The following is a 14,382-nucleotide window of genomic DNA, read 5'->3' as shown; positions in this document are numbered from 1 at the left end:
TGAGGGTCACTATGTCCGACACGATCATCGCCCGTTGCGAAGCCAAAGGTCTCCGCATGACGGGTCAGCGCCGCACAATTGCTCAGGTGTTGCAGCAAAGTGATGACCATCCGGATGTAGAAGAGCTGTATGCGCGCGCCTCTAAGGTGGATTCGGGTATCTCGATCGCCACGGTCTATCGCACCGTGAAGCTGTTCGAAGAGGCTGGGATTCTGGAGCGGTTGGAATTCGGTGATGGGCGCGCCCGCTATGAGGATGCCGAGAGGGACCACCACGACCATCTGATCGACATGCAGTCGGGGGAAGTGATCGAATTTGTCGATCCCGAGATCGAGGCCCTGCAGGAAAAGATCGCAGCCAAGCTTGGGTACAAGCTGAAAGGGCATCGGTTGGAACTGTACGGCGTGCCGCTGAAACAGGGCTGATCCATCACGAAACGCGATTGGTTGCCGCACGGCAATTCATGAAACATGTCGCAATATCGCTTGCGGCGTCGCGGATGATACGGTTTTGCTGACTTAAGGTCGCGGAATTTCCCGCGCCATCTCAACGGACACGCGTATGAACAACGTACACGGCATCTTGCTGATCATCGGATCGATGGCGGCCTTCGCACTTGAGGACATGTTCATCAAGCATCTGTCGATCACTGTACCTACGGGTCAGATCATGATCGCTTTGGGTCTGGTCTGCGGGCTGGTGTTCGTACTGATGTCATTGGCCACGCGTAAACGCATCTTTGATCCGGAGGCGTGGAAAGGTCTGCCGCTGGCGCGGGCAGGGACCGAGGCGGTAGGAGCCCTGACCTTTGTTACCGCGCTGTCTCTGGTCGAGCTGTCCACCGTTGCTGCCGTCTTTCAGGCGATGCCGCTGGCCGTGACTATGGGGGCGGCGCTGTTTTTGGGCGAGCAGGTCGGTTGGCGACGTTGGAGCGCCATCGGAATAGGCTTTATTGGTGTCTTGATGATTATTCGCCCGGGTTTGGAAGGGTTTCAGCCCGAGTCGCTGTTCGTTGTCGCGACCGTAATTGCGATCGCCGCGCGTGATTTGATCACACGTAAGCTGGACGTCCGTGTGGCCTCGTCCGTTGTTGCCATGCAGGCCTACATGGCCGTTGCCCTTGCCGGGGTGGTTCTGATGGTGTTTCTGGCTCAGCCAGTTGTTCCACTGCAATCCACGCAAGTAGGTCCGTATCTGGGGGCAATCGGCTTTGGCGTCCTGGGATATTACGGCATCGTGACGGCCATGCGGATCGGTGAGGCCTCGGCCCTGACACCTTTCCGGTACAGCCGGCTCGTGTTTTCCATCGCGGCAGGGATGCTGATGTTTGGCGAACGGCCTGATTTGATGACGGTGGCCGGTGCCGCGTTGATCCTCGGATCGGGCATGTACACCTTTGTTCGCGAACGCCGGCTGGCGCGTGCAATGGCGGTTGCGGCCTGACGGATCGTCGCACGTTGGCGCAAACACGTGGCTATTAGCCCTAAATCCCCATGAACATAACCGTTAGCGGTAACATCGCTGGTTTACTTTTGGCTCGGTGATGTTATGAGGCATGCAACCAAATGCAGCCACAGGGACGGGCCTCATGAGTACCATCATCGACATCCACGCACGCGAAATCCTGGACAGCCGGGGCAACCCAACCGTCGAAGTGGACGTGATTCTGGAAGACGGCACCATGGGCCGCGCCGCTGTGCCTTCGGGTGCGTCAACCGGTGCGTATGAAGCAGTGGAAAAGCGTGACGGTGACAAATCGCGCTATATGGGCAAAGGCGTGCTTGAAGCTGTCGCCGCTGTGAACGGTGAGATCGCCGAAGAACTGGTCGGCTATGACGCGACCGAGCAGGTCGCCATCGACGGCGCAATGATCGAACTGGACGGGACCGAGAACAAGAGCCGTCTGGGCGCAAACGCCATTCTGGGCGTCTCGCTGGCCACAGCCAAGGCTGCGGCAGATTTCACCACGCAACCTCTATATCGCTACGTCGGCGGTACGTCGGCCCGCGTTTTGCCAGTACCGATGATGAACATCATCAACGGCGGCGAACATGCCGACAACCCGATCGACATTCAGGAATTCATGATCATGCCGACCTCGGCCGCGAATATCCGTGAAGCCGTGCGCATGGGCTCGGAAGTGTTCCACACGCTGAAGAAAGAACTGTCCGCCGCTGGTCTGAACACTGGTATCGGTGACGAAGGTGGGTTTGCCCCGAACATTGCGTCCACCCGTGAGGCGCTGGATTTCATCCTGAAGTCCATCGAAAAAGCGGGCTACAAACCGGGCGAGGAAATCCACCTTGCGCTGGATTGTGCCGCAACCGAATACTTCAAAGACGGCAAATACGTGCTGGCGGGCGAGGGGATCTCTCTGAGCTCGGACGAGAATGCGGCTTACCTGGCGGCTTTGGTCAATGACTATCCGATCATTTCCATCGAAGATGGCATGTCCGAAGATGACTGGGACGGCTGGAAAGCTCTGACCGACATGATTGGCGACAAGGTGCAGCTGGTGGGCGACGACCTGTTCGTGACCAACCCCGTGCGTCTGGCCGAAGGGATCAAGCGCGGCTGTGCCAACTCGATGCTGGTCAAGGTGAACCAGATCGGATCGCTGACTGAAACACTTCGTGCTGTCGATATGGCGCACCGTGCACGGTATACCAACGTCATGTCGCACCGCTCGGGCGAAACCGAGGATGCGACCATCGCCGATCTGGCGGTTGCGACCAATTGCGGTCAGATCAAAACCGGCTCGCTGGCGCGGTCGGACCGGTTGGCCAAGTACAACCAGCTGATCCGCATCGAGGAATCGCTGGGTGAAGTTGCGGAATACGCAGGCGCGTCGATCCTTCGCAACTGAGGTCAATAATGCTAGACTGATCCTCGTGTTTTTCGAGGATCGTGTTTTGCTTAAAGTTATCGAAGCTGAAACGCCGGACCACTTTGATGAGGTTCGGCGTTTGTGTTGGGAGTATCGCGACTTCCTGCTGACGTTGGACGCCAAGTCCGTGCGCGTCGTAAAGACCTTTTATCCCCGCGACGTTTATGCCCGGCTGATGGACGAGATCGAAGTCGAACACGCCCCACCGGGCGGTGGTGTGCGGCTGGTACTAAAGGATGGACATGCCGTCGGGTGCGGAATGTTCCGGACAATCGGGCCGGGCATTGCCGAAATAAAACGGGTGTTTGTAAATGACGCCGCCCGAGGGACGGGGGCAGGGTATGCGGTTATGATGTCCTTGATTGAACAGTGCCGTGAACAGGGGTTTGACTGCATTCGCATGGACACGGGCAAACCATTGGTATCGGCAACGCGTCTGTACCTGTCGATGGGCTTCCAACTGCGCGACGCATATTCCGAGATTCCGGAGATCGCGAAAGACACGTTGTTGTTTTTTGAGATGCCTTTGCCCGGTGCTCAGGCAGAAAACTCGCAAATTGAGTGATTTTTTTTCAAAGTCTTACGCGTTGTTATCGCTTGTAAAAATCAAACTTGTTAGAAATACACCTACATAAATTCAATTTTGTGTGAACTTTTACCTATTTGTCCGATCCCGGTGTCTCGTAATGTGCCTGCATTACAGAAAGGGAAACGACATGACTGGTTCGAAAATCCTTCTCGTAGCTTCAGTGGTCAGCACTGTATTTTTGGCGGCCTGTGCAGGGCCTGGCACTTATCCGATCACCGGGGAGGCGGTGTCCGCAAGTGACCCGGTTCTGGGTATGGAAACGCCGTCATACATGTATCGCGGTGAAGCCCGCTAGGGCCTTCACAGGGGGACTGGCGGCGACGCCCGTAAGTATCTGACCGATTTAGAGCTTTCGGCTCATCAAGACATAGCGATCGCGCGGTTGGAAGCCAGTGCGCAAGTACAGCTTATGCGCAGCCTCGTTCGTGCGATCAACTTCCAGGTGAAGGGCGGTCAGGCCAGCCTCGGCCAGGGCTTTGGGCAGGTCAAGCAGCACTTCGGTGGCGATGCCACGGCCGCGCACGGCCGGGCGGATATAGATTTCGTCTATGAATCCGTCCATGCCGCCGAACTCGACCGACCAGCCGAACGTCAAGATGGCATAGCCCAGCGGCGCACGTCCTGGACCGATCAGGTAGACGCAACCGTGGGGAATACCCTCTAGCAAGGGGGTCAGCGCATTGCGGGTCTGGTCCATGTCCTGCGCGATCCCGGCTTCGGTGTGGAACGCGGTCACCAGGCCCATCAGGCGGTCCAGATCTTCGGGGCGCGCGAGGCGAAGTGCGGCGCTCATAGCCGGGCCAGCCGTTCGGTCAGCAAGGCAAAGAAACCGTCAGCGTCGATTTCCCCAATGAACATTGCATTGGGCGGATGGTCTGTCACGCGCCACCAATCAGCGACGGTCATACCCATCGTCAGTTCGGACTGCGTTTCGATCTGGACGTTGATGTGTCGGCCTGAGAACAGCTCCGGCCGGATCAGATAGGCGGTCACGCACGGGTCGTGCAGCGGCGCGCCTTCCGAGCCGTATTTCTCTATATCGAAACGTTCGAAGAAATCCGTCATCTCGGCCACGGCATGACCGACTTTACTGTCGAGGGCGCGAAAGGCGTCATTGCGGTGTTTCGTGACCAGCGCGTCGTGGGTAACGTCCAGTGGCATAACGACGACGTGTACGCCGGATTTGAACACGATATCAGCAGCTTCGGGATCGACATAGATGTTGAATTCTGCCGCTGGGGTGATGTTGCCGACCTCAAAATAGGCCCCGCCCATCAGAACGATTTCCTGGACCCGGTCGACAATGTCAGGCGCTTTTTGAAAGGCGGATGCGATGTTCGTCAACGGGCCAAGCGGGCAAAGTGTGACGGTTCCAGGCTCATGTGCACGCAGGGTGTCGATGATGAAGTCGACCGCGTGCCCGTCAGCCAGCGGCATTTCCGGATCAGGCAGGACGGGACCGTCGAGGCCGGTCTTGCCGTGCACATGTTCCGCTGTGACCAGAGGGCGGTTTAGCGGGCGGTCACACCCGGCATAAACAGGGATATGCGTGTGGCCGGCCAGTTCACAGACGATCCGCGCATTCTTGGCCGTCAGTTCCAGCGGCACATTCCCCGCAACGGCGGTAATGCCCAGAACATCAATCTCTTCCGGGCTTGCCAATGCCAGCAAGATGGCGACTGCGTCGTCCTGCCCGGGATCGGTGTCGATGATGATCTTGCGCGCTGCCATGCTTTGCCTCCGGGGTATTGAAGCGCGGACACTCGCAAGTGTCACCACGCTTGTCCAGCGGTTTCAGACCTCGGTCGTCGCACCTACCGGCGGGAGTTTGCCATTGGCGCGGTGCTCTTCAATTTTGACCTCGTCCCACAGCGCATCCATTTCTTCGAGATCGCTTTGGGATGGTGTTTTCCCGCGCGCAGCCAGCCGCGCTTCTACTTGCTCGAACCGGCGGGTAAACTTGGCATTGGTGCGGCGCAGGGCGGCCTCAGGCTCGATGCCTAGATGACGGCCCAGATTGACCATCACGAACAGAAGATCGCCGAATTCATCCTCCAGCGCGTCTGCGTCCTTAGCCTTGCGCGCTTCCTCCAGCTCTGCAGCCTCTTCCGTGATCTTGGCCAACACATGACTGGCATCGGGCCAGTCAAACCCTACGCGGGCCGCGCGTTTTTGCAGTTTGTGCGCGCGCAACAGGGCAGGCAGGTTGGCCGCGACACCGTCCAGCGCCCCTTTCTGTTCCTTGCCGGCGCGCTCAGCCGCCTTGATGGTTTCCCAATCCACGGTCTGCTGGTCCGCTGATTTATCGCGGGATTCATCGCCAAATACATGCGGGTGACGGTCGACCATCTTGTCCGACATGGTCTGCACCACGTCCTGAAAGGTGAAATGCCCGGCTTCTTCGGCCATTTGTGCGTGAAAAACCGACTGGAACAGCAGGTCGCCCAGCTCGCCTTTCAGCTCATCATAGGCTTCGCGCTCGATGGCGTCGGCGACCTCATAGGCCTCCTCAATCGTGTAGGGGGCGATGGTGGCAAAATCCTGTTCGATATCCCACGGGCAGCCCGTTTGCGGGTCACGCAGACGGCGCATGATTTCCAACAGGCGCTCGATACCTGCATCGCTGTCGTGGATCAGAGGATTTTCGGCCATTGCGAACCCTTTCGTTCCGGTGTCAGATGCATCCATTCCGCAGTCCCGATCAGGAGTCCACCCCAGATGCCCGTCGTCAACCGAATTGCCGATTACTCAGCCGATATGGCCGCATGGCGCAAACACTTGCATTCGATCCCCGAGTTGGAGTTCGAATGCCATGAAACTGCAGCGTTCGTAGCGGACCGTCTGCGCGAATTCGGAGTGGACGAGCTGCACGAAGGTATTGCCAAGACCGGGATCGTCGCGATCATCAACGGGCGGGGTGAGGGGCCTACGATTGGTCTGCGGGCCGATATGGACGCGCTGCCGATCCCTGAGGAAACGGGCGTCGACTACGCCTCGACCAATCCGGGCAAGATGCACGCCTGCGGTCATGATGGGCACACCACGATGCTGTTGGGCGCGGCGCGCTACCTGGCCGAAACGCGGAATTTTCGCGGCCGTGTGGCGCTGATCTTTCAGCCAGCCGAAGAGGAAGGCGGCGGCGCGGGCGTGATGGTCGAAGAAGGCATCATGGACCGGTTCGACATCTCTCAGGTCTACGCGCTGCATAATGCACCGAACCTGCCCGTAGGCGCATTTCACACCACTCCGGGGCCGATCATGGCGGCGGTGGATACGTTCGAGGTTCATATTCAAGGCGTTGGTGGTCACGGTGCCATGCCGCATGAAGCCCGCGACCCGGTGATGGCGGCCTGCGGCATTGCGCAGGCCATTCAGACTATCGTCAGCCGCAACAACTATGCTCTGGACGACCTGGTCGTCTCGGTAACGCAAATCCACACCGGGACGGTGAATAACGTGATCCCCGATACGGCTTTCATCAACGGCACTGTTCGAACCTTCGATCCAAACGTTCAGCAGATGGTAATCGAGCGTATGGAGCAAATCGTACAGGGGCAGGCGACCTCTTACGGCGTCGAGGCGCGGCTGGATTACGAAAAGAACTACCCGGCCACGATCAACGACGGCGAAAAGGCCGGATTTGCCGCCGAGGTGGCCCGGGACGTGTCCGGGGCCGAGCGTGTGGTGGGAAACATGGGCCGCGAGATGGGGGCAGAGGATTTCTCGTACATGCTGCAATCGCGCCCCGGCGCCTATCTGTTTTTGGGGCAGGGTGAGAGCGCCGGGCTGCACCATCCGAAATACAACTTCAACGATGAGATCGCGCCGGTCGGCGCTTCGTTCTTTGCACGGATCGTCGAAAAGGCGCAGCCGCTGGGCTGACGGGGGAAAGACATGGCACTGGAAGACGCAAAGAACCAGGTGGACGAGGCATTCACCAATCCTGATCTCAAGGGACTGTCCTACGAGAACACCTTTGGCGGCGCGACCTCGTTCCTGCGTCGCCTTTACACTAAGGACCTGAAAGGCGTGGATATCGCAGTCACAGGTGTGCCCTTTGATCAAGCGGTGACGAACCGTCCGGGTACCCGTCTTGGACCGCGTGCCATACGTGAGGCCAGCGCGCTGCAATCGCCGGATGCGCCCTACGGCTGGCCGTTCGATGCGCTCAGCGAGCTGGCGATCGTGGATTATGGCGACATGGCCTATGATTATGCCAATATCCCGGCCTTTCCCGATACGTTGACCGACCACATCCGCACTATTTTGGCCGCTGATGTGTCTTCGGTCACGTTAGGCGGGGACCACTATATCAGCTTCCCGATCCTCAAGGCCTATGCCGAGAAACACGGGCCGATGTCTCTGCTGCAATTCGATGCGCATACCGACACTTGGGCCGATGACGACATGTCCCGCGTGGATCACGGGACGATGTTCTACAAGGCGGTGAAATCCGGCATCGTGGACCCGAAACGCTCGGTTCAGGTCGGTATCCGTACCACGAACGAGGACACATTGGGCGTCAACATCATCGACGCGCGAGAAGTCTACGAATCCGGCCCCGCCGCCGTGGCGAAAAAGATCAAAGGTATTTTGGGCGACAGCCCGGTCTATCTGAGCTTTGACATCGACGGCCTGGACCCGGCCTTTGCCCCCGGCACCGGCACGCCCGTTTGGGGTGGTCTGAGTTCCATTCAGGCGCAGATCATCCTGCGCGATATCGCCGGGATAAATATCAAAGGCGGGGATGTGGTCGAGGTCTCACCGCCATATGACACGTCAGGTGCCACGGCCATTGCCGGTGCTCACGTGGCAACTCAGATCATTTGCCTGCTGGGGTGGAACAAGTTAGTGCAGGATTAACCTTTGGTTAGCCATCTTTCCGGTATCTGATTAACCAAAAGCCGGACGGGAGAAATACGGGCATGACAGACTTTAACCAACCGATCAGCGGCAATGATCTGGCGCGGTTTTCCGGGCCGAACACGTTCATGCGGTTGCCGCAGGCTGACTCGCTGGCCGGTCTGGATGTGGCCGTGCTGGGCATCCCGATGGATATTGGCACCTCGTGGCGGTCCGGCACGCGGTTTGGGCCAAAACAGATCCGCAGCGAAAGCGCGATGATCCGGCCCTATAATATGGCCAATTCGGCCGCTCCGTTCGACAGCCTGCAGATCGCGGATATCGGGGATCTGGCGATCAATACGTTCTCGCTGGCCGACAGCCTGAAGATCATCAAGGAAAGCTACGATTCAATACTCGATCAGGCGGTGATTCCCGTTGCGATGGGCGGCGATCATTCGATCACGCTGCCGATTTTGCGCGCTATTGCGGCCAAGCATGGTCCGGTCGCGCTGGTGCATGTGGATGCTCATGCCGACGTGAATGAAGAGATGTTCGGCGAGCGTGAAACGCACGGTACTGTCTTTCGCCGCGCCTATGAAGAAAAGCTGATCGTCCCGGACAAGACCTTTCAGATCGGCATTCGCGGTTCGGGTTACGCGGCCAGCGACTTTACTGAGGCGCAGGACTGGGGCTTTCGCCAATTCCCGGCGTGGGAGCTGTGGCAGCAGAACCTGACTGAGATCGGCTCACAAATCCGCAAAACGATCGGCGACCACCCGGTCTACATCACCTATGACATCGACAGTCTGGACCCGGCTTACGCCCCCGGCACCGGAACACCTGAAATCGGAGGGCTGACCACGCCGCAAGCGTTGCAGCTGATTCATGCGCTTTCGGGTGTGAAAGTGGTCGGATGCGATCTGGTCGAGGTGTCGCCGCCATACGATCCGTCAGGCAACACGGCGCTGACTGCAGCGAACTTGTTGTTCGAACTGCTGTGCATATTGCCAGGCGTGACGTCACGGTAAAAGAGTTCGCACCTTGTCTGCCAAAGCGATCCGAATATGGTCGGCGAAAGGGCTGGTCCGGGGATGAAAAAAATGGCGCTGTGGCTGATTGTTGTTCTGGTAATTTTGCTTGGAGCATACATTCGTTTTGCACCATCAGACCCGGCAAAATGGCATGTGGCACCGATAGGTGATCAGGACCGTGATCTTGATGGAGGTGTCGTCCGTGTGGTCGAAACGGGACCGGATGGCCTGCTGCGGCTGGATGCGTTCGCGCGCGTTTCAGACCGAACGTCAGTTCTGGCCGGGTCTGTTGATGAAGGGATAATTACCTACATCACGCGTACGAAAGTGATCGGCTTTCCGGACTACACGACAGTGCAGCAGGACGGAGACACGCTTCGCATCTATGCTCGTCTCAGGTTTGGGCGGTCAGATTTTGGGGTAAACCGCGCTCGTGTTGATGAGTGGCTTGCTCTGTTGCAGCCCTGAGGACAAGCACCCCTCCTGAACCTCGCGCCACATCGGTACGTTCAGAGACATCTGGCATTGCGCCATGAACATGCGGCCATCGACCTGGAGGCAGATCATCTCGCCCAGTTCGACGCGGGTTCCCGATTTATCGGTGCAATAGCAGTCCTGAACCTTGCCGCCGGGGCCGACCACGTCAGCCAGGGCGGGCGTTACGAGCAGTGTACAAACAAGTATCAACCGTTTCATGTGCATTAGCCTAGCATAGTGAGGGGCCTTGACCAAAGGGCCGGATTGATAGACACCGCCCGGATGATCCCCGAAGAACGACTTGAACAGATAACCCAGCGATTCCAGTACCTCGAAGCGGCCATGGCAGATGGTGCCTCGGGTGGGGATATTGCGGCCTTGGCCAAAGAATATTCCGACCTCAAACCGGTTGTGGATCAGATCATGGCGTGGCGTCAGCTGGTCGCCGATCTGGCCGAGGCCGAGGCGATGCTGGCCGACCCGGACATGAAAGAACTGGCGGAAGAAGAAATTCCGGCATTGAAGACCCGCATCCCCGAATCCGAACACGCCTTGCAGCTTGCGTTGTTGCCCCGTGATGCGGCGGATGCGCGTCCGGCGATGCTGGAAATCCGCCCCGGAACTGGCGGAGATGAGGCCGCGCTGTTCGCCGGGGACCTTCTGCGCATGTACCAGCGCTATTCCGAAGCGCGGGGATGGAAGTTTGAGGTCATCGAAGAACAGGCCTCGGATCTGGGTGGGATCAAAGAGGTCGTCGCCCACATCAAGGGCGAGAACGTGTTTGCCCGGATGAAATACGAATCCGGCGTGCACCGGGTGCAACGTGTGCCCGAAACCGAAAGTGGCGGACGCATTCACACCTCGGCTGCGACGGTCGCGGTTTTGCCCGAGGCCGAGGATGTGGATATCCAGATCGACGCCAATGATATTCGCATCGACACCATGCGCAGTTCAGGCGCGGGGGGGCAGCACGTGAACACAACCGACTCGGCGGTTCGGATTACCCACCTGCCGACGGGGATCGTTGTGACAAGCTCGGAGAAATCGCAACACCGCAACCGCGAGATTGCGATGCAGGTGCTGAAAACCCGGCTCTATGATCAGGAGCGTCAGCGGATCGACAGTGAACGGTCGGCCGATCGTGCGAGCCAGGTGGGGTCGGGGGATCGGTCCGAGCGGATCAGAACCTACAATTTCCCGCAAGGCCGCATGACAGACCACCGCATCAACCTGACGCTTTATAAGCTGGATCAGGTGATGCAGGGCGATCTGGACGAGGTGATAGATGCACTGACCGCTGATGATCAGGCGCGACTATTGGCGGATATGGCGCAATGATTGCGGCGCTGACAGCAGCACAGGCGATGGTTTCGGCCACGGCGCGACTGCGGGCGGCGGGTGTGGCCGACCCGGCGCGAGACGCCCGGGTTCTTTTGGCCCACGCGGCACGGATCGAAGCCAGCCGGGTCACTCTGATCGCGCCCGAAGAGCTGTCACCAGAGATTGCAGAGCGCTATGATCAGTTGATCTCGCTGCGTGCGGTGCGTGTTCCGGTGTCGCACCTGTTGGGCGAGCGCGAGTTTTATGGCCGACGCTTCCGCGTCAGCCGCGATGTGCTGGACCCACGGCCGGAAACCGAAGCGCTGATCGAAGCCGCGCTCAGCGACCCGTTCGATCATGTACTGGATCTGGGTGTCGGCTCAGGCTGTATCTTGATCACGTTGCTGGCTGAACGGGCCAGTGCCTCGGGCGTGGGTGCGGACCTGAGCGAGGCCGCCTGTCTGCAGGCCAGCGCAAATGCAGTGCAGCACCAGGTACAGGGTCGGGTGGAAATCCTCCAATCTGACTGGTTTCAGAATATTGACGGCCAGTTTGATCTGATCGTTTCGAATCCCCCCTATATTTCTTTGACGGAAATGGACGACCTTTCACCAGAAGTGCGCGAGCACGAGCCGCGACTGGCGTTGACGGACGAAGGGGACGGGCTGGGCGCTTACCGTCGCATCGCGGCAGGCGCACCGGATTTCCTACTGCCGGGCGGCCGTCTGCTGGTGGAAATCGGGCCGACACAGGGGCGCAGTGTCGCAGCATTGTTCGAGTCGGCAGGCCTGACAGCCACACGGATCGTTCCCGATCTAGACGGCCGCGATCGCGTCGTTTTTGCCAAAATGCCGCTTTAATGCGGCAACCTGAGGCCGAAATACGCCGATTAATGTAAAAAAGCTGCGAATTTTTGGACAACCCCCTTGTCTGTACGCACAGGACGTGTTTACTCAACACCAGTCGGAGGGCTGACGCTGGTTCAGCGGGCCCCGGACGCCAAGCCCAAAATAGTCGACATCGCGTCACAGCTAAGCTTTTGAGCAGTGCAGGATGCGAGATGATCGACAGCGAATGACAAGGCTGACGTAAAGTAAATGAGATCTTCCAAATCCCGCTCTCGGGTCAAGAATAACCGCAACCGTCCTTCTGGGGGCAATGTCGTAAACCGGGTTTTTGACAGCTCGGGTCCCGAAGGCAAGGTGCGCGGTACGCCCCAGCAGATTATCGACAAATATAATCAGTTGGCGCGCGACGCCCAACTGTCCAATGACCGTGTGGCAGCTGAGAACTTTCAGCAGCACGCAGAACACTATTTGCGCCTGCTGAGTGAGGCACAGCGCGAAATGGAAGCGCGCCGCGAAGAGCAAGACCGCCAGAACCGCGAGCGTCAGGCTGAGCGGGATCGCGAACGCGCCGAGCGCCAGGAGCGCGAAGCTGCCGCCCGTCAGTCGGACCCGGCCGAAGCGCCGCAACCGGACGTGATGGATTTCACACCCGAGGCAGCTACCCCGGAATCCGGTTTGGTTGAGACCCCGGAGAGCAAGGATGCTGCTGCGGCGGCGGCCACCGAAGCACCGGCAAAAAAAGAAAAAGCACCGCGTCGTCCGCGTACGCGCAAGCCAAAGCCCGCGCCAGAGGGGGCAGAGGACGCGCCGACAAGCAACGGCGATGCACCGGAAGCGGCTGAGTAAAACTTGGTCCATGATTTAATCGAAAAGAGCCCTACATGTGAAAATATGTAGGGCTCTTTCTTTTGTTTGTTTTGATACCAAATTCTGTTGGTGTCTAACTTTGATAGTCGCTCAGGCAGCGGTCGGATTATTCAATAATTTGACAAGGCCCATTGCCTTCTGCCGGCCTACCCAAACTTGTTTTCAATTGGGCTGACTTTGCGTCTAGATCAATGAAAACTGAGTATGTGATCGTGCGGTAAGTCTCGTATTTTCTATACACGCTGTTGTCGAGGCTTCGCGTTACTTTAGTAGGCAGCTTCAACTTCCATTTGAGCCTATATCGACCGTCCCTCCTTTCAGCATACTTCGTGCCAAGAGGCGCGCCGTGGACATGGTGTATCAATCCATCATATGCCGATGCTGATCTAGATGAGGTGTCTATTTCGTAGAACGCTTCATTGGGAATCCAACCCTGACGGTCTGGTTCATATGTACAACGTAGTTTTATTTGAGCCGCGTGGCCTGACAACGGCACTTGGACGAATAGAATCGTCAAAAGTGTCACTAAAACCTTCAACTGATTTTCCTGCGATTTGAGATTAACTCTTTTGTAAATATCCCCGCCTGTGAACATGATAAAGCTGAAGATTCATTGAGACCAGAAATCTTATGAATTTCTGATGTTTCTAGCCAATGCACAGAAAGCTTCCAGCGGGACTTGTTCGGCGCGCTCTGTTGGTTGAATCCCAGCCGCGAGCAGGCGGTCCTCGATATCCGGCGCCACGCCTTTTAGCGATGCGCGCAGCATCTTGCGGCGCTGGTTGAAAGCTGCGGCCACGACACGCGACAGAACCCGGGCATCCGCCGGATAGCGCGGTTCGGGCAGCGCCGTCAGGTGCACAACCGCGCTTGAGACCTTTGGTGGCGGCGTAAAAGCCCCGGGGGGCAGGGACATGGCGATGCGCGCCTCGGCCCGCCATTGGGCAAGGATCGCAAGGCGGCCATAGGCTTTGCCCCCGGGTTGGGCAACGATGCGTTCGGCGACTTCGCGTTGGAACATCAGCGTTAGGCTTTGCCAGAACGGCGGCCATTCGGGCGGGGTCAGCCAGCGCACCAGTAATTCGGTGCCTACGTTATACGGCAGGTTCGCCGCGATGCGGATAGGTGGGGTCAGATGCGCCAGAGGATCGATTTCCAGTGCGTCGCCGTTGATGACCTCAAGACGACCCGGATAAGCAGCAGCGATGTCATTCAAGGCAGCGATACAGCGGGTGTCTTTTTCGACCGCAACGACCTTGCGCGCACCTTCGGACAACAGACCTCGGGTCAGACCACCGGGGCCGGGGCCGATTTCCAGCACGTCGCATTCCGTAAGATCCCCTGCCTGCCGCGCGATCTTGGCCGTCAGGTTGAGATCCAGCAGAAAGTTTTGCCCCAGCGATTTACGCGCCGAGAGCTGATGTGTCGCGATAACCTCGCGTAGAGGGGGAAGGGTGTCGATTGAACTCATGATCCGATTACCGTGGCGCGTGTCCGGGGGGGAACGCCAGTTATTTT

At 58.3% G+C, this 14,382-nt stretch carries 17 protein-coding genes; 12 read left to right on the top strand and 5 right to left on the bottom strand.

Annotation, left to right across the window (positions count from 1 at the left end):
• Window positions 1-11: 11 nt before the first annotated feature.
• The 5 genes from AC2FIO_RS07395 (at window position 12) to AC2FIO_RS07375 (ending at window position 3,771) form a co-directional block, all read left to right on the top strand.
• Window positions 12-425: a Fur family transcriptional regulator gene (locus tag AC2FIO_RS07395; RefSeq protein WP_058277587.1), complete on the top strand. Its 414-nt coding sequence runs from the start codon at window positions 12-14 to the stop codon at window positions 423-425.
• Window positions 426-561: 136 nt separating this feature from the next.
• Window positions 562-1,443: a DMT family transporter gene (locus AC2FIO_RS07390; protein ID WP_108858409.1), complete on the top strand. Its 882-nt coding sequence runs from the start codon at window positions 562-564 to the stop codon at window positions 1,441-1,443.
• A gap of 145 nt (window positions 1,444-1,588) precedes the next feature.
• A complete protein-coding gene (eno, locus tag AC2FIO_RS07385) occupies window positions 1,589-2,866 on the top strand; it encodes a phosphopyruvate hydratase (RefSeq protein WP_058271864.1) in 1,278 nt (425 codons plus the stop codon).
• 46 nt (window positions 2,867-2,912) lie between these two features.
• Complete coding sequence (locus AC2FIO_RS07380) at window positions 2,913-3,452, top strand: GNAT family N-acetyltransferase (RefSeq protein ID WP_282118250.1); 540 nt, start codon at window positions 2,913-2,915, stop codon at window positions 3,450-3,452.
• 151 nt (window positions 3,453-3,603) lie between these two features.
• Window positions 3,604-3,771, top strand: a complete 168-nt coding sequence (locus tag AC2FIO_RS07375; protein WP_496696655.1) for a hypothetical protein — start codon at window positions 3,604-3,606, stop codon at window positions 3,769-3,771.
• 48 nt (window positions 3,772-3,819) lie between these two features.
• On the opposite strand, the gene AC2FIO_RS07370 is transcribed toward AC2FIO_RS07375, so the two are convergent.
• From AC2FIO_RS07370 to mazG, 3 genes are all read right to left on the bottom strand, one after another.
• Complete coding sequence (locus tag AC2FIO_RS07370; RefSeq protein ID WP_282151394.1) at window positions 3,820-4,269, bottom strand: GNAT family N-acetyltransferase; 450 nt, start codon at window positions 4,267-4,269, stop codon at window positions 3,820-3,822.
• Window positions 4,266-5,207, bottom strand: a complete 942-nt coding sequence (locus tag AC2FIO_RS07365; RefSeq protein WP_496696652.1) for a nucleoside hydrolase — start codon at window positions 5,205-5,207, stop codon at window positions 4,266-4,268. The genes AC2FIO_RS07370 and AC2FIO_RS07365 overlap by 4 nt, the downstream gene beginning before the upstream one ends.
• Window positions 5,208-5,270: 63 nt before the next feature.
• Window positions 5,271-6,128, bottom strand: coding sequence for a nucleoside triphosphate pyrophosphohydrolase (gene mazG, locus AC2FIO_RS07360; RefSeq protein ID WP_496697086.1), 858 nt, complete (start codon window positions 6,126-6,128; stop codon window positions 5,271-5,273).
• A gap of 66 nt (window positions 6,129-6,194) precedes the next feature.
• Here mazG and AC2FIO_RS07355 point away from each other — a divergent pair, with 66 nt between their 5' ends.
• The 4 genes from AC2FIO_RS07355 (at window position 6,195) to AC2FIO_RS07340 (ending at window position 9,820) form a co-directional block, all read left to right on the top strand.
• Window positions 6,195-7,358, top strand: a complete 1,164-nt coding sequence (locus tag AC2FIO_RS07355; protein ID WP_496696650.1) for a M20 aminoacylase family protein — start codon at window positions 6,195-6,197, stop codon at window positions 7,356-7,358.
• Window positions 7,359-7,370: 12 nt separating this feature from the next.
• Window positions 7,371-8,339 (top strand): agmatinase, encoded by a 969-nt coding sequence (speB, locus tag AC2FIO_RS07350; RefSeq protein WP_282118253.1) that lies wholly within the window; start codon window positions 7,371-7,373, stop codon window positions 8,337-8,339.
• A 62-nt stretch (window positions 8,340-8,401) separates the two neighbouring features.
• Window positions 8,402-9,349 (top strand): agmatinase, encoded by a 948-nt coding sequence (gene speB / locus AC2FIO_RS07345; protein ID WP_109311698.1) that lies wholly within the window; start codon window positions 8,402-8,404, stop codon window positions 9,347-9,349.
• Between the two features lie 63 nt (window positions 9,350-9,412).
• On the top strand, window positions 9,413-9,820 hold the full coding sequence (locus AC2FIO_RS07340; RefSeq protein WP_496696647.1) for a DUF1499 domain-containing protein: 408 nt from the start codon (window positions 9,413-9,415) through the stop codon (window positions 9,818-9,820).
• Here the strand turns inward: AC2FIO_RS07340 and AC2FIO_RS07335 are convergent.
• The gene (locus AC2FIO_RS07335) at window positions 9,761-10,048 is read right to left on the bottom strand and encodes a hypothetical protein (RefSeq protein ID WP_109311700.1); all 288 of its coding nucleotides are present in this window, start codon (window positions 10,046-10,048) and stop codon (window positions 9,761-9,763) included. The genes AC2FIO_RS07340 and AC2FIO_RS07335 overlap by 60 nt on opposite strands.
• Window positions 10,049-10,111: 63 nt before the next feature.
• Between AC2FIO_RS07335 and prfA the strand changes: the two genes are divergently transcribed.
• From prfA to AC2FIO_RS07320, 3 genes are all read left to right on the top strand, one after another.
• A complete protein-coding gene (prfA, locus tag AC2FIO_RS07330; protein ID WP_496696645.1) occupies window positions 10,112-11,167 on the top strand; it encodes a peptide chain release factor 1 in 1,056 nt (351 codons plus the stop codon).
• Window positions 11,164-12,009, top strand: coding sequence for a peptide chain release factor N(5)-glutamine methyltransferase (prmC, locus tag AC2FIO_RS07325; RefSeq protein WP_282168162.1), 846 nt, complete (start codon window positions 11,164-11,166; stop codon window positions 12,007-12,009). Before prfA ends, prmC begins: the two co-directional genes overlap by 4 nt.
• A gap of 237 nt (window positions 12,010-12,246) precedes the next feature.
• Entirely contained in the window at window positions 12,247-12,843 is a 597-nt protein-coding gene (locus AC2FIO_RS07320) for a DUF4167 domain-containing protein (protein ID WP_108858419.1), read from the top strand.
• Between the two features lie 649 nt (window positions 12,844-13,492).
• Here AC2FIO_RS07320 and rsmA read toward each other — a convergent pair.
• Window positions 13,493-14,335 (bottom strand): 16S rRNA (adenine(1518)-N(6)/adenine(1519)-N(6))-dimethyltransferase RsmA, encoded by an 843-nt coding sequence (gene rsmA, locus AC2FIO_RS07315; protein ID WP_496696643.1) that lies wholly within the window; start codon window positions 14,333-14,335, stop codon window positions 13,493-13,495.
• Between the last annotated feature and the right edge of the window lie 47 nt (window positions 14,336-14,382).

Source organism: Ruegeria sp. CDSB086 (assembly GCF_059611065.1).
Note: the sequence above shows the minus strand (reverse complement) of the source record. Positions and strands in the feature narration are given on the sequence as shown.

Bases quoted from the DNA above. Each gene is read 5' to 3' on its own strand.
- AC2FIO_RS07395 (WP_058277587.1), top strand. From the start codon at position 12: ATGTCCGACACGATCATCGCCCGTTGCGAAGCCAAAGGTCTCCGCATG.
- AC2FIO_RS07390 (WP_108858409.1), top strand. From the start codon at position 562: ATGAACAACGTACACGGCATCTTGCTGATCATCGGATCGATGGCGGCC.
- eno (WP_058271864.1), top strand. From the start codon at position 1,589: ATGAGTACCATCATCGACATCCACGCACGCGAAATCCTGGACAGCCGG.
- AC2FIO_RS07375 (WP_496696655.1), top strand. From the start codon at position 3,604: ATGACTGGTTCGAAAATCCTTCTCGTAGCTTCAGTGGTCAGCACTGTA.
- AC2FIO_RS07370 (WP_282151394.1), bottom strand. From the start codon at position 4,269: ATGAGCGCCGCACTTCGCCTCGCGCGCCCCGAAGATCTGGACCGCCTG.
- AC2FIO_RS07365 (WP_496696652.1), bottom strand. From the start codon at position 5,207: ATGGCAGCGCGCAAGATCATCATCGACACCGATCCCGGGCAGGACGAC.
- mazG (WP_496697086.1), bottom strand. From the start codon at position 6,128: ATGGCCGAAAATCCTCTGATCCACGACAGCGATGCAGGTATCGAGCGC.
- AC2FIO_RS07355 (WP_496696650.1), top strand. From the start codon at position 6,195: ATGCCCGTCGTCAACCGAATTGCCGATTACTCAGCCGATATGGCCGCA.
- speB (WP_282118253.1), top strand. From the start codon at position 7,371: ATGGCACTGGAAGACGCAAAGAACCAGGTGGACGAGGCATTCACCAAT.
- speB (WP_109311698.1), top strand. From the start codon at position 8,402: ATGACAGACTTTAACCAACCGATCAGCGGCAATGATCTGGCGCGGTTT.
- AC2FIO_RS07340 (WP_496696647.1), top strand. From the start codon at position 9,413: ATGAAAAAAATGGCGCTGTGGCTGATTGTTGTTCTGGTAATTTTGCTT.
- AC2FIO_RS07335 (WP_109311700.1), bottom strand. From the start codon at position 10,048: ATGAAACGGTTGATACTTGTTTGTACACTGCTCGTAACGCCCGCCCTG.
- prfA (WP_496696645.1), top strand. From the start codon at position 10,112: ATGATCCCCGAAGAACGACTTGAACAGATAACCCAGCGATTCCAGTAC.
- prmC (WP_282168162.1), top strand. From the start codon at position 11,164: ATGATTGCGGCGCTGACAGCAGCACAGGCGATGGTTTCGGCCACGGCG.
- AC2FIO_RS07320 (WP_108858419.1), top strand. From the start codon at position 12,247: ATGAGATCTTCCAAATCCCGCTCTCGGGTCAAGAATAACCGCAACCGT.
- rsmA (WP_496696643.1), bottom strand. From the start codon at position 14,335: ATGAGTTCAATCGACACCCTTCCCCCTCTACGCGAGGTTATCGCGACA.